At 68.6% G+C, this 16,475-nt stretch carries 17 protein-coding genes and 3 pseudogenes; 8 read left to right on the forward strand and 12 right to left on the reverse strand.

Annotated elements, in window-relative coordinates; all coding sequences use genetic code 11:
* Positions 1–19 precede the first annotated feature (19 nt).
* From GT370_RS09295 to tsaD, 8 genes are read right to left on the reverse strand one after another with little or no spacing between them, the layout of a single operon-like run.
* Entirely contained in the window at positions 20–1,372 is a 1,353-nt protein-coding gene (locus tag GT370_RS09295) for a hypothetical protein (protein ID WP_270184265.1), read from the reverse strand.
* Entirely contained in the window at positions 1,347–1,496 is a 150-nt protein-coding gene (locus tag GT370_RS09300; protein WP_270184266.1) for a hypothetical protein, read from the reverse strand. Before GT370_RS09300 ends, GT370_RS09295 begins: the two co-directional genes overlap by 26 nt.
* Entirely contained in the window at positions 1,496–2,947 is a 1,452-nt protein-coding gene (locus tag GT370_RS09305) for a tetratricopeptide repeat protein (protein ID WP_270184267.1), read from the reverse strand. The genes GT370_RS09300 and GT370_RS09305 overlap by 1 nt, the downstream gene beginning before the upstream one ends.
* Positions 2,944–3,120, reverse strand: a complete 177-nt coding sequence (locus GT370_RS09310) for a hypothetical protein (protein ID WP_442865513.1) — start codon at positions 3,118–3,120, stop codon at positions 2,944–2,946. Before GT370_RS09310 ends, GT370_RS09305 begins: the two co-directional genes overlap by 4 nt.
* Positions 3,087–3,428 carry a hypothetical protein gene (locus GT370_RS09315; RefSeq protein ID WP_270184269.1) on the reverse strand — a complete coding sequence of 114 codons (342 nt, stop codon included), beginning with the start codon at positions 3,426–3,428 and terminating at the stop codon, positions 3,087–3,089. The genes GT370_RS09310 and GT370_RS09315 overlap by 34 nt, the downstream gene beginning before the upstream one ends.
* A complete protein-coding gene (locus GT370_RS09320) occupies positions 3,425–4,378 on the reverse strand; it encodes an NAD(P)H-dependent glycerol-3-phosphate dehydrogenase (protein WP_008492048.1) in 954 nt (317 codons plus the stop codon). The genes GT370_RS09315 and GT370_RS09320 overlap by 4 nt, the downstream gene beginning before the upstream one ends.
* Positions 4,371–5,183 (reverse strand): 23S rRNA (adenine(2030)-N(6))-methyltransferase RlmJ, encoded by an 813-nt coding sequence (locus GT370_RS09325; protein WP_008492046.1) that lies wholly within the window; start codon positions 5,181–5,183, stop codon positions 4,371–4,373. The genes GT370_RS09320 and GT370_RS09325 overlap by 8 nt, the downstream gene beginning before the upstream one ends.
* A complete protein-coding gene (gene tsaD, locus GT370_RS09330) occupies positions 5,180–6,223 on the reverse strand; it encodes a tRNA (adenosine(37)-N6)-threonylcarbamoyltransferase complex transferase subunit TsaD (protein WP_008492044.1) in 1,044 nt (347 codons plus the stop codon). The genes GT370_RS09325 and tsaD overlap by 4 nt, the downstream gene beginning before the upstream one ends.
* Positions 6,224–6,246: 23 nt before the next feature.
* Here tsaD and hemC point away from each other — a divergent pair.
* The 4 genes and pseudogenes from hemC to GT370_RS09350 all read left to right on the forward strand — a co-directional run bounded on the left by hemC (position 6,247) and on the right by GT370_RS09350 (position 10,030).
* Positions 6,247–7,237: pseudogene (gene hemC / locus GT370_RS09335) on the forward strand (hydroxymethylbilane synthase).
* Positions 7,234–7,902, forward strand: coding sequence for a uroporphyrinogen-III synthase (locus GT370_RS09340; RefSeq protein ID WP_008492042.1), 669 nt, complete (start codon positions 7,234–7,236; stop codon positions 7,900–7,902). The pseudogene hemC and the gene GT370_RS09340 overlap by 4 nt, the downstream one beginning before the upstream one ends.
* A 109-nt stretch (positions 7,903–8,011) precedes the next feature.
* Positions 8,012–8,815: a hypothetical protein gene (locus GT370_RS09345; protein ID WP_270184270.1), complete on the forward strand. Its 804-nt coding sequence runs from the start codon at positions 8,012–8,014 to the stop codon at positions 8,813–8,815.
* 3 nt (positions 8,816–8,818) lie between these two features.
* Positions 8,819–10,030, forward strand: coding sequence for a heme biosynthesis HemY N-terminal domain-containing protein (locus GT370_RS09350; RefSeq protein WP_270184271.1), 1,212 nt, complete (start codon positions 8,819–8,821; stop codon positions 10,028–10,030).
* Here the strand turns inward: GT370_RS09350 and GT370_RS09355 are convergent.
* Genes GT370_RS09355 through GT370_RS09360 form a run of 3 tightly spaced genes read right to left on the reverse strand, consistent with a single transcriptional unit; the run spans position 10,020 to position 12,606 of the window.
* Entirely contained in the window at positions 10,020–11,219 is a 1,200-nt protein-coding gene (locus GT370_RS09355; protein WP_442865514.1) for a CaiB/BaiF CoA transferase family protein, read from the reverse strand. The genes GT370_RS09350 and GT370_RS09355 overlap by 11 nt on opposite strands.
* The gene (locus GT370_RS21390) at positions 11,180–11,428 is read right to left on the reverse strand and encodes a CoA transferase (RefSeq protein WP_442865515.1); all 249 of its coding nucleotides are present in this window, start codon (positions 11,426–11,428) and stop codon (positions 11,180–11,182) included. The genes GT370_RS09355 and GT370_RS21390 overlap by 40 nt, the downstream gene beginning before the upstream one ends.
* On the reverse strand, positions 11,428–12,606 hold the full coding sequence (locus GT370_RS09360; protein WP_008492038.1) for an acyl-CoA dehydrogenase: 1,179 nt from the start codon (positions 12,604–12,606) through the stop codon (positions 11,428–11,430). Before GT370_RS09360 ends, GT370_RS21390 begins: the two co-directional genes overlap by 1 nt.
* 102 nt (positions 12,607–12,708) lie before the next feature.
* Between GT370_RS09360 and GT370_RS09365 the strand changes: the two are divergent.
* The 4 genes and pseudogenes from GT370_RS09365 to GT370_RS09380 all read left to right on the forward strand — a co-directional run.
* Positions 12,709–13,560 (forward strand): annotated as a pseudogene (locus tag GT370_RS09365) (LysR family transcriptional regulator); the annotation flags it as partial.
* Between the two features lie 45 nt (positions 13,561–13,605).
* A pseudogene (locus GT370_RS09370) lies at positions 13,606–14,801 on the forward strand (NAD(P)/FAD-dependent oxidoreductase).
* Positions 14,791–15,006 carry a class I SAM-dependent methyltransferase gene (locus tag GT370_RS09375; RefSeq protein WP_270184272.1) on the forward strand — a complete coding sequence of 72 codons (216 nt, stop codon included), beginning with the start codon at positions 14,791–14,793 and terminating at the stop codon, positions 15,004–15,006. The pseudogene GT370_RS09370 and the gene GT370_RS09375 overlap by 11 nt, the downstream one beginning before the upstream one ends.
* The gene (locus tag GT370_RS09380; RefSeq protein ID WP_270184273.1) at positions 15,003–15,638 is read left to right on the forward strand and encodes a class I SAM-dependent methyltransferase; all 636 of its coding nucleotides are present in this window, start codon (positions 15,003–15,005) and stop codon (positions 15,636–15,638) included. The genes GT370_RS09375 and GT370_RS09380 overlap by 4 nt, the downstream gene beginning before the upstream one ends.
* Here GT370_RS09380 and GT370_RS09385 read toward each other — a convergent pair.
* Positions 15,619–16,434, reverse strand: a complete 816-nt coding sequence (locus GT370_RS09385) for a glycosyltransferase family 2 protein (protein ID WP_168118364.1) — start codon at positions 16,432–16,434, stop codon at positions 15,619–15,621. The genes GT370_RS09380 and GT370_RS09385 overlap by 20 nt on opposite strands.
* Between the last annotated feature and the right edge of the window lie 41 nt (positions 16,435–16,475).

Consider the following 16,475-nt stretch of genomic DNA (forward strand, 5'->3'; position numbering starts at 1 on the left):
CGGGCTGGCCCCGGGTTTTTTATGGGCCGCAGACCAGGGCGGCGCAGCCCATGCCAGCGCTGACGGCGCGGCTGGCATCATCCGCGCGGATGGCGACGCGCACGGCGCCGGGCGGTGGGAGATCGCCGGGGCGCAGCAGGAGCAGCCGCATCGCATCCGGGGCGGCGGCGATGAAGGGGCCGGGCACGCCGACGCCGTCATTGCCAAAGGGCAGCGCCACCACTGCCCCCGGCCAGGCGGCGGCGAGATGCGCGGCGCGGCCCTGGGGCTGCATGGTCAGCGGCGAGGCCATCAGCCCGAAACTGGCCAGAGCGCCCAGCCCCAGCCACAGCGCCAGCAGCGGACGGGGCAAGGCGGGGGCGATGGCGAGCGCCACCCAGGGCAGGGCAAAGGCCAGATAGCGGATCTCGATCGGGGTATTGTGGAATATGACGCCCAGCGCCAGCAATCCGCATGGCGCGGCGGCGGCGAAGGCCAGGAACAGCCGGCCATCGGGACGGCGGGCGGCGAGTCCCGCCCCGGCCAGGGCCAGCAGCGCCAGCAGCAGCGTGACCGCCAGCCGCAGCCCGCCGGCATAAAGCGGCAAGCCCCCGAACAAGGCGGCACCGCCATCGCGTGCCAGCGCCGCCAGCGCGGGCGACCAGGCGAAGGCCGCGAACTGCCCGCCGCGCGAGCCGTGCTGGGCGAGGAAAAACCAGAAACAGGCGGCGAGGAAGGGCAGCATCGCGCCCACCAGCAAGGCGGCGCGGCGCGGGGCGCGGGCGGCCAGCCAGAGCAGCGCCGGGCCGGCGGTGAACACCGCCAGATAATCGGTGAAGGCGGCGGCGCCGAAACAAAGACCGGCCAGGAGCGCCCCGCGCGCATCGCCGCGCAGCAGCGCATAGACACCCCAGATATCCAGCGCCTGCGCCAGCGCGAAGGGCCGCGCCAGGATGCCGGTAAAGAGAAACCCGTAGGAGAGCAGCGCCAGCATCAGCACCGGCGCCACCGCCACGCCGCGCCAGCTGGCGAGCCGCGCCAGCCCCGCCAGCCCCGCCAGGGTGAAGCCGACGGAGAGCAGCCGGGCGGTGAACCACCCCGCCCCGGCGACGCGGCGCCAGCCTTCCAGCAGCCAGAAATAAAGCGGCGGATGCACATCGCCCTGGCGCAGATCATGCGCGATCTGCCCCAAATTGCCGTGCGGGGCGTAGAGCCAGCGCACGCTCCCGGCGGTGAACACGGCTTGCGGCCAGTCCGGCCTGGCATGGCCGGCGGTTAAAAAGATCGAATAGGCCTCGTCATATTCCGGGCCGCGCAGCCAGGCCGCCAGGACAAGCAGAAGGCCCGCCAGCGCCAGCAGGATCAGCTCAGAGCGGCGGCCGTTGCGCGCCACGCTGGTCCAGATCCAGGTCGATGCAGGCCCAGGCGGGAGCCTGGGCGTGGCCCGTGGAGAATGGCGGCACGTTCGGCCTGGCGGTGCCCCCCACACAAGCCGCGCGCCTCTGGATGCGTGCCATCAGCTTCCGAATTCCTGCTCGATGCGTGGATCATATTGCCGGGCCAAAGCGAGATCCGCCTTGGCGGCGTCCTGATCGCCGGCGTCCTGCTCGGCCAGGCCACGGCCATAGAGGGAGCTGGCCAGATGCGGGTCGAGCTTCAGCGCCTGGTCGTAGGCGGCGATGGCCCTCTTGGCGTCCTTCAGCTTCAGATAGACATAGCCGGTGGAATCCTGCGTCGCCGCGTCGCTGTCATTCAGGCTCAGCGCCTGCTGGCAATAGCTCAGCGCCTCGCTGAACTTGCCGTCCAGCGCCAGGAACCAGCAGCGATTATTCAGATCCGGCGCGGATTTCGGGCGCAGCTTTAACAGCTCCCCCTCATCGGCGGCGGCCTCGGCATATTTATGCGCGTTGCCATAGGCGATGGCGCGGTCCTCATAGGCGGGCTGATAGCGGGGATCGAGGCTGATCGCCTTGCTGTCATCGGCGATCTCGGCCGTGGTCTGGCCGCCCGCCTGCTCCAGCATGGCCCGGGCGGCATAGGCTTGCGGGGCCTTGGCATCGAGGGCGATGGCGCGGGTGACATCCTGCAAGGCCATATCCGGCTGGTGCATCTGGCTATAGGTGCCGGCGCGCAGCAGCAGCACATGGTAGAGCAGCTTCGGATCGCCACCGGCCTTGTCCACCGCCTGGGACAGATCCTTGATCTCGGCCTCCGGCTGCTTGAGCTGGTCCTCCACCCCGGCGCGCTGGAGGTAGAGCCGCGCATCGTCCGGCGCGAAGGCGATGGCGCTGGCAAGATCCGCCAGCGCCGGTTGCGGCTGATGCGCGGCCAGCTCGATCAGCGCGCGTTTTTCATAGAAGCCGGGAGTGGAGGGGGAGAGGCTGATCGCATGGCTTTCATCCGCCAGGGCCGCCGTCAGATCGTTCTTCTGCAACGCGGCGGTGGCGCGGGCATCGAAGCCGATGGCGTTGCCGGGGTCCAGCGTCACCGCCTGGTTGGCGTCCGCCAGGGCTGCGTCCGGCCGTTCGAGCGCGGCTTCGGCCAGGGATTTGTCGGTGAAGGCGGCGGCGTCGCGCGGGTTGAGCTGGGCGGCCTTCTGCGCATCCGCCAGCGCGGCGGGGAAATCGCGCATCTGCAGCTCGGTGAAGGCGCGGTCCACATACGGGCCGGATGCGGACGGGGTGAGGGCGATGGCGCGGCTGGCATCGGCCAGGGCGGCGGGGAACTGGCCGAGCCGCGCCTCCACCTCGGAGCGCGCCGCCAGCCCCAGCGCATCATCGGGGCTCGCCTGCAGCAGGGCATTATCCTCGCGCAGCGCCTCCTCGCTGTGGCCGGCGGCGGCGGCGGCGATGCCGCGAACCAGATGCACGCGCGGATCGGTGCTGCCCAGGGTCGCGGCCTGGTTGGCATCCGCCAGGGCGGTTGCCATGTCGCCAGTCGCCAGCTCGGCCATGGCGCGGTCGATCAAGGCGGTATCGTCATCGGGGCGAGGGCGAGGGCGGCGTTCTGGTCGGCCAGGGCGGCGCGCCAATCATTGCCGGAGAGTTCGATCTCGCCGCGCAGAACCAGCGGCGCCGGGCTGTTGGGGATCAAGGCCTGGGCCTGGTTCACCGCCGCCAGCGCCTCGGGCAGCTGGTGCAAGGCGAGATAGGCGCGCGCCAGCGTGACATGGATGCCGCCATTCTCGGGTTGAGAGCGATGCCGGCCAAGGCGTCCGCCAGCGCCGGCTGGGGCTGGTGCAGTTCCAGCTCGGCCAGAGCCCGGTTGTTACGGGCCTCGAAATCATAGGCCTCCATGTCCTGCCCGGCATCGAGGACGGCGCCGCAGCCTTGCAGGGCGGCGGTGGGGTCATGGCTCTCGCACGCCGCCAGGGCGGGCGGCGCATCGGAGAATGCCGGCGCGGCGGCAAGGAAGGCGAGGCTGGACAGGAGGCAGAGACGCCGCATCATTCATCCTTCAAGGCGCGGCCCATCAGCGCCGCCATGGTCTGCGTCACATTCATTTCACCGGACAGAAGATTTGTCACGGCCTGCGTGATCGGCATCTCAACCTTGGCGCGCGCGGCGCGGGCGAGCAAGGCCGGGGCGGTGAGCACGCCTTCCGTCACCGCCGCGCGCGCGCCCAAAATCTCCGCCAGCGCGCGCCCCTGCCCCAGCCCGAAGCCCAGCGAATAATTGCGGCTGCTGGCGCCGGTGCAGGTGAGCAGCAGATCGCCCAGCCCGGAGAGGCCGGCGATGGTCTCGGGCTTGCCGCCCAACGCCTCGGCCAGCCGGGCGATTTCGGCGAGGCCACGGGTGATCAAGCCAGCGCGGGCATTCTCGCCCAGCCCCGCCCCCATCACCACCCCGGCGGCGATGGCGATGACATTCTTCGCCGCCCCGCCCAGGGCCGCGCCGATGATGTCCGCCGCGCCATAGAGGCGAAAGCTCGGCGTGTGCAGGGCGGCGATGAGATCGGCCCGCAAGGCCGCATCCGGCGTCGCCAGTACCGCGGCGGCGGGCAGGAAGGCGGCGATTTCATGCGCGAAATTCGGACCGGTGAGGATGGCGCAGGGGCGCGGCGCGACAATCTCCGGCGGCAGCGCCAGGCTGCCCGTCTCCAGCCCCTTGCAGCACAGCACCAGAGGCGGTCCGGGCGGCAGGCTGGGCAGGATGGCGCGCAGATGCTGCATCGGCACCGCCAGCAGCAGGATGTCGGCTGTTGGCATTTTGGCGGTGACGCGCAGCGCATCCGGAAAGCGCGCCCCCGGCAGGCGGGGATTTTCCCGTGCTGCCTGCATCTGCTCGGCTTTCTGCGCATCGCGGGCCCAGAGCGTGACATCCTTGCCGGTCTGGGCGAGCAGGATGGCCAGGGCCGTGCCCCAGGCCCCGGCGCCGATCACCGCGATGGATTTACTCATTGATGATGCGCTCCAGCGCGACGCTCGCCCCGGCCTCGCCGAACGCGTCGCGACAGGCTTCGAGAATCGGCAGCGCCTCGGTTTCGAAGCCGAACGGCGGGTTGATGATGGCAAGCCCGGCGCCGTTGAGGCGGGTGGGGTCGGTATCGGGCCGGCGCAGCAGCTCGGCGGCGACGAGATCCTTCACCCCCGCCAATCGCAGCGCTTCGAAAAAGCCGCGCACCGGGGCGCGATGCTTGATCGGGTACCAGACGACATAGACGCCGGAAGGGAATTTCCGCCAGGCGGCGGCGAGGGTCTTGGCGAGATGGGCGAATTCGTCGGTGCGTTCGAAAGGCGGGTCGATCAGCACCAGAGCGCGCTTCTCCGGCGGCGGCAGAAAGGCGCCCAGGGCTTCATAGCCGTCGCGCTCATGCGCGGCGGCGTTGGCATAAGGGCGCAGAGTGCGGCGCAGGATCTGGGCGTCTTCCGGGTGCAGCTCGCAGGCGATCAGCCGGTCCGTGGATCGCAGCGCTGCGATGGTGAAGAGCGGCGAGCCGGGATAGAGGCCAAGGCGGCGGATGGTTTCGACATAATCCGCCAAAGCCGGCGGCGGGGCATCGAGCAGGCGGCCAATGCCGTCGCGCCATTCCCCGGTTTTCTCTGCCTGTTCGCTGGTGACATCATAGGCGCCGAGCCCGGCATGGGTGTCCAGCACCAGGAAGGGCTTGGGCTTGCGCTGCAGGCCGGCGAGCAGGCGCAGCAGCAAGGCGTGTTTCATCACATCGGCGAAATTGCCGGCATGGTAGATATGGCGGTAATTCATAGCGTATCCAGCGGCCAGCGGGGCTTGCAGGGAGTGTCGAGGGGCGAGACTTCGCCCTGGCGCAGCCGCTCGATCGCGGCCCAGGCGACCATCACCGCATTATCCGTGCACAGGCGCAAAGGCGGGGCGATAAGCGGTTTGCCGGCCTGCGCCGCGACCTCGCCGAGGCGCGCGCGAATGGCCTGGTTGGCGGCCACCCCGCCGGCGACGATCACGGCGCTGGCCTGCGGCAGCATGGCCAGGGCATGGCGCAGCCGGTCACCGAGAATATCCGTAATACAGGCCTGGAAGCTGGCGGCGATGTCCGCCGCGCGGGCGCGGGGCAGCGCGCCGGGCGGCTCCACAGCGAGCAGCTGGGCGATGGCGGTTTTCAGGCCGGAGAAAGAGAAATCACAGCCTTCGCGGCCGAGCAACGGGCGGGGCAGCTTCACCGCTTTCGCATCGCCCTCGCGGGCCAGCGCCTCCAGCGCCGGGCCGCCGGGATAAGGCAGGCCGAGCAGCTTGGCGGTTTTGTCGAAGGCCTCGCCCACCGCGTCATCCAGCGTCGAGCCGAGCAGGCGATAGCGTCCCACCCCTTCCACCGCGACGCATTGGCTATGGCCGCCGGAGAGCAGCAGCAGCAGATACGGAAACGCCACCGGCGCGCTGGCCTGGCCGGGCAGCCGCGCGGTGAGGGCGTGGGCCTCCAGATGATTGATGGCGAGATACGGCACGCCGGCCGCCAGCGCCGCGCCCTTGGCGTAGCCGGTGCCCACCAGGAGCCCGCCGATCAGCCCCGGCCCCGCCGTGGCGGCGATGCAGGCGAGGTCGGCGAAGCCCAGTCCGGCCTCGCGCAAAGCCTGGCGCACCATGGCGTCGAGCGCCGCCAGATGGGCCCGCGCGGCGATCTCCGGCACCACCCCGCCAAAGGCCGCGTGATCCTCGATCTGGCTCAGCACCAGCTCGGCGAGAATCCGGCCATCCGGGGCCAGAATCGCGGCCGCGGTCTCGTCGCAGGAGCTTTCAATGCCCAAAATCGGCGCATCGTCTTTTCTTTCCATGCCCTACGATCTAGACCACGCGCGTGAAAACCGAAACGCCCCCCGCCCCCGCCGTGCAGCCGCATAAGCGCAACCTGCCTTTGAAGGTCGGCACCCGGGGCTCACCGCTGGCGCGCCAGCAGACAGAGCATTTCCTACAGCGCATCACCAGCTTCTGCCCGGTGCTGCGCGGGATGAGCGTGTTCGAGGAGCATATCATCGTCACCACCGGCGATGCGGTGCAGCACCGGCCGTTGGCGGAGATTGGCGGCAAGGGGCTGTTCGCCAAGGAAATCCATGAGCAGCTGCTGGCCGGCAGCATCGATTTCGCGGTGCATAGCCTGAAGGATCTGGAGACGACGCTGCCGGATGGCATCGCGCTCGCCTGCACGCTCAAGCGCGAGGATGCCCGGGATGCGCTGATCTTGCCGCCGGGCACGCAGATCGACCCTGCGGACCCGTTCGGGGCGCTGAAGCAAGGGCGCTGGTCGGCTCGGCCAGCGTGCGCCGGCAATCGCAGCTGAAATATGCAAGGCCAGATCTGAATTTCACCCTGCTGCGCGGCAATGTCGGCACGCGCCTGGGCAAGGTGGAGGGCGGCGAGTTGGATGCGACGCTGCTGGCCTATGCCGGGCTGCGCCGGCTGGGGCTGGCGGAGAAGGCGAGCGTGCTGCTGAGCCCGGAGCAGATGGTGCCAGCCGCCTGCCAGGGTATTGTCGGCATCACCGTGCGCAGCGCGGATGAGGAATTGCTCGCACTGCTGGCCGGCATCGAGGATGCCGAGGCGCGGGCGGTGAGCCGGGCGGAGCGGGCCTTGCTGGCGGCGCTGGATGGCTCCTGCCGGACGCCGATCGGCGGGTATGCGCGGCTGCTGGAGGATGGCAGCCTGCATCTGACCGGGCTGGTGGCGCGCGCCGATGGCAGCTTCCTGCTCAAGCGCAGCCTGACCGGCGCGGTGGCGGATGCCGAGGCGCTGGGGCGGAGCTCGGCGACTCGCTGAAGGCCGACAGCCCCGAGGATATTTTCGCGCCGTGAGGCTGCTGGTCACCCGGCCTGAGCCCGGGGCCAGCGCCACCGTCCAGAGGCTGGCGGGGATGGGGCATGAGCCCACCGCCCTGCCCTGCCTTGCCATCACCCAACGCCCCGCCCGGCTGCCGCCGCACCCGGCGGCGCTGATCGTCACCTCCGGCCAGGCGGTGCCGTCATTGCCCGCGCGGCTGCACGGGGTGCCGGTATTCTGTGTGGGCGACGCGACGGCGGCGAAGCTGCGCGAGGCGGGTTTCACCCGGGTGGAGAGCGCGCAAGGCGATGCCGAGGCGCTGGCGACGCTGGTGATCGCGCGGCAGGTGCAGGGGCTGCATGTGCTCACCGTCGGCGAGCGGCACGGGCAGAAGTTGGCGGCGGAGCTGCGCGCGGCGGGGCTCTCGGTGCTGCGCCGGCGGGTTTACACGGTCTCGCCCTTGCGGGTGATGCCGGCGGCGATCCGCGCCGCGCTGAGCACCGGCCATTTCGAGGGAGCATTGTTTTACTCCGCCGAGACGGCGCGGGCTTTCGCGCGTTTGCAGCCGGATGGCACAGCGGGGATGCGGGCCTATGCGCTGAGCCAAAACGTCGCCAAGGGGTTGCAGGGACTGCCCTGGGCCGCCATTCTGATAGCAAGAGCACCGACGGAGGCGGATTTAATGGCGTTGCTGGCATGAGCGAAACGGGACCGACCAGCCCTGAGACCGGCAAGCAGACGCCAGCCCCCCTGGCGCTGCCCGCGCCTGAGCCCACGCCAGAACCCGCGCCTGTGCCCCCTCGCCCGCCATGCCGCCCGCCAAAGCCCGCCGCAGCGCCTGGCCGCTCTGGTTCGGCGCCGGCTTCGTGATTCTGGCGGCGGGCGAGGGCTATCTCTTCGTCCAGCAGCAGGCGCATCAGGCCGACAAGACCAATCTCGCCGTGCTGCAAAGCCAGGTCGCGGATATGCGCGCGGCGGCGGCGAAGACCTCGCCGGTGGCGGATCTGATCAACGCGCAGGCGCAGATCGCGCAGAAGCAGGCGGCTTTGGCGGCACAGGTGAATGCGATGCAGGGCCAGATGTCCGCCGACCATGGCGCACTGGCGGCCTTGCAGGCGAATGCGCAGGATCTCGGCAAGCTGACGGCGCGGATGGCGCAGCTGAATGATGTCGCCGCGGCGCGGATGGCGCTGGAGACCGGCCAGCCGCTCGGCGTGGTGCGCAACGCGCCGCCGGCCTTGGGCGTGTTCGCGGACACCGCCCCGCCGACCATGGCGCAGCTGCGCGAAAGCTTCCCCGCCGCCGCGCGCAATGCCGAGGCGGCGAGCCTGGCGAATAATGGCCAGGCCGGGTTCTGGGCGCAGGTGAAGCTGCGGCTGGAAGGGCTGATTACGATTTCCAACGGGGACCATGTGATCTTCGGGCCACCGGCGGCGGCGGCGCTGAACAAGGCCAAGGCGGCGCTGGCGAATGACGATCTGGCCCAGGCGGTGGCGGCGCTGGACCGGCTGAGCCCGCCCACCCAGGCGGCGATGGCGAGCTGGCTGACCCCGGCGCGGCAATTGCTGGCCGCCCGCCAGGCTCTGGCGCAGATGGCCCAGCAGGGGCAATAGCGCATGTGGAAGGCGCTGAAATTCTGCATCGTCGCGGCGGTTATTCTGGTTTTCGCCTGGTGGGTGGCGAGCCTGCCCGGCGTGTTCAGCGCCGATATCGGCAGCTACCGGATCGACAGCTCCGCCCCGGTGGCGCTGCTGCTGCTGCTGCTGCTGGTGGCGATTTTGGTGATGCTGGTGCGCGTACTGGGCGGGCTGCGCCGCGCACCGGGCCGGGTTGCCGGCTGGCGCGGGGCGCGGCGGCAGCGTGCGGGCGAAGTGGCGTTGCAGCGCGGGCTGGTGGCGGTGGCGGCCGGCGATGGCAGCGGGGCGCGCGCGGCGGCGGTGAAAGCGCGCGCGGCGCTGGGCGATACCGGTTTCGTGCAATGGCTGCAGGCCGAGGCGGCACGGCTCTCCGGCCAGGCGGAGCCGGCGCGGCAGGCTTATGAAAAGCTGACCCGCAGCGCCGAGATGAAATTCCTCGGCCATCAGGGGCTGTTGCGTGAGAGCCTGAAGGCCGGGCGGCTCGAGGAGGCGGCGCAGCAGGCGGCGGCGGCGGAGGCGGCCTATCCCGGTGGCAGCTGGACGCGTGAGCAGCGTCTGGCCTTGGCGGTGCGGGAGCAGAATTACAGCGCCGCCTTGCGCCTGAGCCAGAGCCCGCAGGCCCGCGCGGCGCTGGCGGTGGCGGCCTCCAAACAGGCGCAGACGCCGAAGCTGGCGCTGGACTTCGCCAAGCAGGCGGTGAAGGCCGACCCTGGCTCGCCGGTGGCGCTGGCCAGGCTGGCGGTGACGTTGCGGTCGATGGGCAAAGAGCGGGCGGCGCGCAAGACGCTGCAGAAAGGCTGGCAGGCGGCACCGCACCGGCTGCTGGCGGCGGCCTGGCTGGAGCCGGGCGCCACGGCGCTGGAGCAGGCGCAGGACGCGGCGCGGCTGGCGGCGGCCAATCCCGGGCATGTCGAGTCCGAGCTGTTTCTCGGCCAGACCGCTTTGGCCGCACAGCTGACCGGCGAGGCCAAGCGCCATGCCGAGGCCGCGCTGAAAGCCGGCAATGAGGATGGGCGCGCGGCGGCGATTTTGGCCGCGCTGGAGAACCGCCCTGCCCCGCCCGTGCGGCCGGCCTGGCGCTGCACATCCTGCCGGACGCAAAGCGAGAGCTGGTATTGCGCTTGCCCCTCTTGCGGGCAGATTGGCAGTTTTGTGGATAATGCTTCGGGGAAAGCGGTGATTAAGCTCTGAGGGCGAGGCCGCCAGCATGCTTCGATTTTGGATCGTCCGCGTATTTTCCCTGTTCGGTGAAGGGCGCGTGCCCGCGGCACGCCTCGCCTTCAGCGAATGCCCTCCTGACCGAACAGGAAAATACGAGGGGCTCGGGATCGAAGATAGGGCTGGGTCTATGCTGATCCAGGGACGTTAAGCCAAAGCCCGGCCTGTTGGAGAGCCGGGCTTTTTCTTTATGAGATGATCTTATTGTCGCGCAGAGCGGTGCGCTCTGTTTCGGAAAGCGCCAGCACCGAGGCCAGGACTTCGTCTGTGTCAGCGCCCAGATGCGGCGGTGGGCGGTCATCCGCGACCTCTGACCGCGAGAAGCGCATCGGGCTCGCGACACCGCGCAGGCCCGGCCCAGCGTTTTGAAAATACCGCGCGCCTGCACCTGCGGATCGGCGTCGATATCGGCGAATTCGTTGATCGGGCCGCCGGGAATGCCGAACGCTTCCAAAGCTTCCGTCCAATCCTTGGTGGTGCGCGCGGCGAGCAGCGCCTCCAGCAGCGGCACCAGAATGGCGCGATGTTTCACCCGCGCCGGGTTGGTGGCGAAGCGCTCATCCTGGGAAAGCTCAGGCGCGCCGGCCAAAGTGACGAAGCGGGCGAATTGCTCGTCATTGCCGATGGCGAGGATCAGATGCCCGTCCAATGTCGGGAAGACCTGATAGGGCACGATGGAGGGATGCGCGTTACCCAGGCGCGGCGGCTGCGCGCCGGAGACCAGATAGGAGGAAATCTGGTTGGCCATGGCGGCGATCTGCACATCGAACAGAGCGAGATCGATATGCTGGCCGAGGCCGGAGCGCTCGCGCTCCAGCAAGGCCGCCATCACCGCATTGCTGGCATAGAGCCCGGTGAAGACATCGACGACGGCAACACCAGCCTTCATCGGCTCGCCCTCCGGCGCGCCAGTGACGCTCATCAGCCCGCCCATGCCCTGCATCAGGAAGTCGTAGCCAGCACGGTTGCGGTAGGGGCCGGTCTGGCCGAAGCCGGTGATCGAGCAATAGACCAGACGCGGGTTGAGCGTGAGCAAATCCTCAGGCCCCAGGCCCAATTTCGCCAAGCCGCCGAATTTGAAATTCTCCAGCACCACATCGGCTTTTTCGGCCAGCCTACGGATCAGCGCCTGGCCTTGCGGCTTGGAGATGTCGATCGCCACCGATTTCTTGCCGCGATTGGCGGCGCAGAAATAGGCGGAGATGCCGCTCTCCTCGACGAAAGGCGGCCCCAGGCGCGGGTATCATCGCCCTTGCCGGGGCGCTCGATCTTGATCACCTCGGCGCCGAGATCCGCGAAGATCTGCGACGCCCAGGGGCCGGCCAGAACCCGGCTGAGATCGAGAATCTTGTAGCCCGAAAGCGGGCCCATCAGAAGGCGGCGAGGCCGGTCTGGGCGCGTCCCAGGATCAGCGCGTGCACGTCATGCGCGCCCTCGTAGGTGTTCACCGTTTCCAGATTCACCATGTGGCGGATGACGTGATATTCGTCGGCGATGCCGTTGCCGCCCAGCATGTCACGCGCCTGACGGGCGACATCGAGCGCCTTGCCGCAATTATTGCGCTTGAGCAGGGAGATCATCTCCGGTGCGGCTTCGCCCGCATCCATCAGCCGTCCCAGCCGCAGCACGGCATGCAGGCCGATGGTGATCTCGGTTTGCATGTCGGCGAGTTTTTTCTGAATCAGCTGGGTGGCGGCGAGCGGGCGGCCGAACATTTTGCGGTTGAGCGTGTAATCCCGCGCCTGGTGCCAGCAGAATTCGGCCGCCCCCAGCGCGCCCCAGGCGATGCCGTAGCGGGCATTATTGAGGCAGGAGAACGGGCCGCGCAGGCCTTTCACGTTCAGCATCGCCTCGTCCGGCACGAACACTTCATCCAGCATGATCATGCCGGTGATGGAGGCGCGCAAGCTGACCTTGCCTTCGATCTTCGGCGTGCTCAGCCCCTTGGCACCGCGCTCGACGATGAAGCCGCGAATATCCCCGGCCTCGTCCTTGGCCCAGACCACGCAGACATCCGCGATCGGGGAATTGCTGATCCAGGTTTTCGAGCCGGAGAGCAGATAGCCGCCATCGACTTTCTTGGCGGTGGTGCGCATCGAGGCGGGGTCGGAGCCGGCATCGGGCTCGGTGAGGCCAAAGCAGCCGACCCATTCGCCGGTGCGCAGCTTCGGCAGATATTTATTCTTCTGCGCGTCCGAACCGAAGGCGTAGATCGGGTACATCACCAGCGAGGATTGCACCGAGTAGGCGGAGCGATAGCCGCTATCCACGCGCTCGATCTCGCGCGCGATCAGCCCGTAGGCGACGTAGGAGACATCCGCGCAGTCATGGCTGGAAAGGGTGGCGCCGAGCAGGCCGAGCTCGCCCAGCTCATTCATGATCTCGCGGTCGAAGCGCTCCTCGCGGAAGGCCATCAGCACGCGCGGCTGCAGCTTTTCCTGGGCGTAGGCGTGGGCGGTGTCGCGGATTGCCCGCTCCTCCTCGCTCAGCTCCGCCTCCAGACGCAGCGGGTCGGCCCAATCGAACGAAGCCATCTTGCCTTTGGCCATGGCGCTTTCTCCCTAATCTTGGCGTGGCGGGAGAGTGCCGCGCTGGCGCCGGACGGGCAAGCGCATTAAAGCGATAATTATGATGCGAAAATCGGATTAAACATGGAATTGCGGGAATTGCGCTGTTTCGAGGTCCTGGCGGAGGAGCTGCATTTCGCCCGGGCGGCGGAGAGGCTGGGGCTGGCGCAGTCCGGCGTCTCGCGGCTGCTGGCCGGGCTGGAGACGGATCTGGGCGCGAAATTGTTCAATCGCGGCAAGCGCAGCCAGGTGGCGCTGACCACCACGGGGGCGCTGTTTCTGCCGGAGGCGCAGGCGATCCTGCGCCAGGCGGCGCGGGCCGAGGCGCTGGGGCGGCGCGCGGCGCGCGGTGAGATCGGGCGGCTGGAGATCGGCTTCGTCGCCTCGGCCGCCTGGGACGGCACCGCCTCCGCACTGGTGCGGCGCTATCATGAGGCGGCGCCGGGTGTTGAGATCCATCTGCATGAGATGGAAACGCCGCGCCAGCTGCAGGAGATCGCGGCCGGGCGGCTGGATATCGGGCTGCTGCGGGCCCGGGCGGATTATCCGCCAGAGGTCAGCGTGCGGGCGCTGAAGCATGACACGCTGCTGCTGGCCCTGGCCGCCGGCAGCGCATTGGCAAAGGCTCCGAAGCTGACGCCGGAAATGTTGAAGGGGGAGAAATTCATCCTGCCGCATTTTGGCGAGGAGGCGGGGTTTCTGGCGCGGCTGCGGGCGCTGGGGCAGGCGGGCGGGTTCACGCCGGAATTCCTCACCCCGGTGCGCGATTTCATCACCGTGCTCACCGCCGTGGCCGCCGGGCTGGCGCTGGGGCTGCTGCCGGAGCCGGCGAAGAGCCTGGGCATGCCCGGCATCGCGCTGCGCGAGATTGACGGGTTGCGGTTGGATTCGACCCTGATGCTGGCCAGCCGCAGGGCCGAGCACTCCCCGCCGTGCGGCAGTTTCTGGCCCTGGCCAGGGCAAAGAGCTAGGACAGCCGCCATGCGAGATCTGTATGACGCGATCATCATCGGGGCCGGCGCGGCGGGGCTGTTTTGCGCCGGCAGCGCTGGCCTGGCCGGCCAGCGCGTGCTGGTGCTGGAGCACGGGCCGGAGCCGGGCCGGAAGATTTTAATCTCCGGCGGCGGGCGCTGCAATTTCACCAATCTGGATGTCAGCGCCAGGAATTTCCTCAGCGCCAATCCGCATTTCGCCAAATCCGCGCTGGCCGGTTTCACCGCGAAGGATTTCCTGGCGCTGATGGATGCGGCCGGCATCGCCTGGCATGAGAAGACGCTGGGGCAACTATTTTGCGACGGCTCGGCCCGGCAGATCGTGGCGCTGCTGCTGGCGCGGCTGCAGGGGCTGAGCTGCGCACCGGCTGCGGCGTGGACTCGGTGAGGCATGACGGCGTGTTTCAGGTTGAAACCACGCAAGGCCGGTTCAGCGCCGCCAATCTGGTGATCGCCACCGGCGGGCTATCGATCCCCAAACTCGGGGCGAGCGATTTCGCCTACCGGCTGGCGCGCCAGTTCGGGCATGAGGTGGTCGCGCCCCGCCCGGCTCTGGTGCCGCTGCTTTGCGACGAGCCCTGGATTGGCGCGCTGGCCGGGGTGTCCGCGCCGGTGCTGGCGCGGGCGGGTAAAATGACGTTCCGGGAGAATCTGCTGTTCACCCATCGCGGCCTGTCCGGCCCGGCGGTGCTGCAGGCCTCGTCCTATCTGGCGCCGGAGGGGCGGCTGGAGGTGGATTTCGCGCCGGGGCAAAATCTGGAGGAGGCGCTGCCCGCCGCCAAGCGCAGCCGCGCCAAGGCCGGGCTGAAGGCGGTGCTGGGGGAGATTCTGCCGGCGCGGCTGGCGGCGCATCTGGCAGCACCCTACCCGGGCAATCTCGCCGATCTGCCCGACAAGGCCCTGCGCGCGCTGGGGGCCGGGCTGCATCAATTCGCCTTTCAGCCCAGCGGCACCGAAGGCTTCGCCAAGGCGGAAGTGACCGCCGGCGGAGTGGCGACGAGCGGCTTGAACTCGCGCGATTGCGGCAGCAAGCTGGTGCCGGGCCTGTATTTCATCGGCGAGGCGGTGGATGTCACCGGCTGGCTGGGCGGCTATAATTTCCAATGGGCCTGGGCCAGCGGCCATGCCGCGGCCAGGGGCTTAAGCACCAGACATATCAGCGAGGGCGCGGCGCATGGCGAATGAGACGCAGAAAACCTATTGGAACCAGGTGGGCGGGCCGAAATGGGTGAGTCTGGGCGGCGCGATGGAGGCGCGGCTGGCGCCGGTGAGTGCGGCGGTGATCGCGGCGGCGGCGCTGCGGCCGGGGGAAAATGTGCTGGATATCGGCTGCGGTGCCGGGCTGACCAGCCTGGAGGCGGCACAAGCCGTCGGGCCGGCGGGCGGGTGATCGGCATCGATATATCCGCGCCGATGATCGAGACCGCGCGGGGGCACGCCCGGGCGAGGCATATCGAAAATGTCAGCTTCCGGCTCGGCGATGCGCAGACGGAACATTTCGCCCCGGCGCCGGAGGTGCTGCTGTCGCGCTTCGGGGTGATGTTTTTCGATGATCCTGTCGCCGCCTTTGCGAATTTGCGGGCGGGCGCGGCGCCGGGGGCGCGGCTGGCCTGTGCCGCCTGGGCGCCGCTGGCGCGCAATGAGCATTGGCGCAGGCCACTTGAGCTGGTGGAGGCACTGCTCGGCCCGGGCGCGCCACGGCAACCGCATGCCAGCGGGCCGCTCGCCTTCGATGACGCTGATTATGTGACGGCGATTCTCACCCAGGCCGGGTGGCAGGCGCCACGGGTCGAGGCGATGGAAATCGCGCTGCACGGCGTCTCGCTGGAGGAGGAAGCGGCGATCGCCTGCTTCATGGGGCCGAGCGGGGCGTTGCTGGATGAAAAACAGGCCTCGCCCGCGCAGCGTGAGACGATCCGCGCCGCCATCCGTGCTGCCCTACCGGCCTATACCAGCCCGGCCGCCAATGGCGGCGTGCGGGTGCCGGCGGTGATCCATATGATCACGGCGCGGGCGGCGTGAAGGGGATAGGCTGTTCGGTAAAAAGCGGGTTGATGTGAAGCTGCGCGAACAAAGGCAGCAGGCCATCCACCTGCCCCAGCCCGGGGCCGTCGCGCATCATCTCGTTATAGGCGGCCTCTCCCTCTTTCATATGCACCAAAAGATGCCAGCCCAGGCCTTTGAAGTCAGCCAAAGCCGCGGGGTCGTCCACATCGACGAAATGGCGCAGTTTTTCCTTGCTGGCCTTGATCTGTTCGTCCCAGGGCTTGTGATGGAAATGCACAAAGACCAGAGGCGTTTCCAGCAGCCCGTTGTCACGCCCGGATATGTCCTGGTGTGACCCGTGGCATAAGGTGCCGATGCTGCGTCCCGAAAAGAACACTTTCTGATACGGCAGCACCCAATAGCGACCGGGCTGTCCTAGAATATTCAGCAGGTTCTGCTTGATCTCCAACGTCTCTTGCCGGCCGATGCAGGAGGCCAGGCAGTTCAGGATCTCATCGCGCGCGCAGGTAAAGCTGCCATCCTCCCGGCGTATGGCCAGGAATTCATCGCAATCGATGGGCAGCAGAAAATCATATTCGTCACGGGCGTTCATTTCGCGCATCGCCGCGGTCATGAATTCACCTTGCAGGTGAAAATCCGCATCTTCCGGCAGGCGGATGACCCTCACCCCCTCCGCCTCGTACCAGAGCAGCGTGTTCAACACCTTCGGGTGGGTCGAGCCGTGATCGATGACGCAGAGATTTTCCATGCCGAAGAGATGCGCGTGGTAGAGCAGCCAGGGCTCCAGCGCATTGACCTCATTGCGCTGCATCAGCACGCATCCCACCCGCATTCGCGCCCCCCGGTCCTTGT

The organism is Acidocella sp. MX-AZ03 (assembly GCF_027626035.1).
GTDB lineage: Bacteria > Pseudomonadota > Alphaproteobacteria > Acetobacterales > Acetobacteraceae > Acidocella > Acidocella facilis.

Bases quoted from the DNA above. Each gene is read 5' to 3' on its own strand.
- GT370_RS09300 (WP_270184266.1), bottom strand. From the start codon at position 1,496: ATGGCACGCATCCAGAGGCGCGCGGCTTGTGTGGGGGGCACCGCCAGG.
- GT370_RS09315 (WP_270184269.1), bottom strand. From the start codon at position 3,428: ATGATGCGGCGTCTCTGCCTCCTGTCCAGCCTCGCCTTCCTTGCCGCC.
- GT370_RS09320 (WP_008492048.1), bottom strand. From the start codon at position 4,378: ATGAGTAAATCCATCGCGGTGATCGGCGCCGGGGCCTGGGGCACGGCC.
- GT370_RS09325 (WP_008492046.1), bottom strand. From the start codon at position 5,183: ATGAATTACCGCCATATCTACCATGCCGGCAATTTCGCCGATGTGATG.
- tsaD (WP_008492044.1), bottom strand. From the start codon at position 6,223: ATGGAAAGAAAAGACGATGCGCCGATTTTGGGCATTGAAAGCTCCTGC.
- GT370_RS09345 (WP_270184270.1), top strand. From the start codon at position 8,012: ATGCCGCCCGCCAAAGCCCGCCGCAGCGCCTGGCCGCTCTGGTTCGGC.
- GT370_RS09350 (WP_270184271.1), top strand. From the start codon at position 8,819: ATGTGGAAGGCGCTGAAATTCTGCATCGTCGCGGCGGTTATTCTGGTT.
- GT370_RS21390 (WP_442865515.1), bottom strand. From the start codon at position 11,428: ATGGGCCCGCTTTCGGGCTACAAGATTCTCGATCTCAGCCGGGTTCTG.
- GT370_RS09360 (WP_008492038.1), bottom strand. From the start codon at position 12,606: ATGGCCAAAGGCAAGATGGCTTCGTTCGATTGGGCCGACCCGCTGCGT.
- GT370_RS09375 (WP_270184272.1), top strand. From the start codon at position 14,791: ATGGCGAATGAGACGCAGAAAACCTATTGGAACCAGGTGGGCGGGCCG.
- GT370_RS09385 (WP_168118364.1), bottom strand. From the start codon at position 16,434: ATGCAGCGCAATGAGGTCAATGCGCTGGAGCCCTGGCTGCTCTACCAC.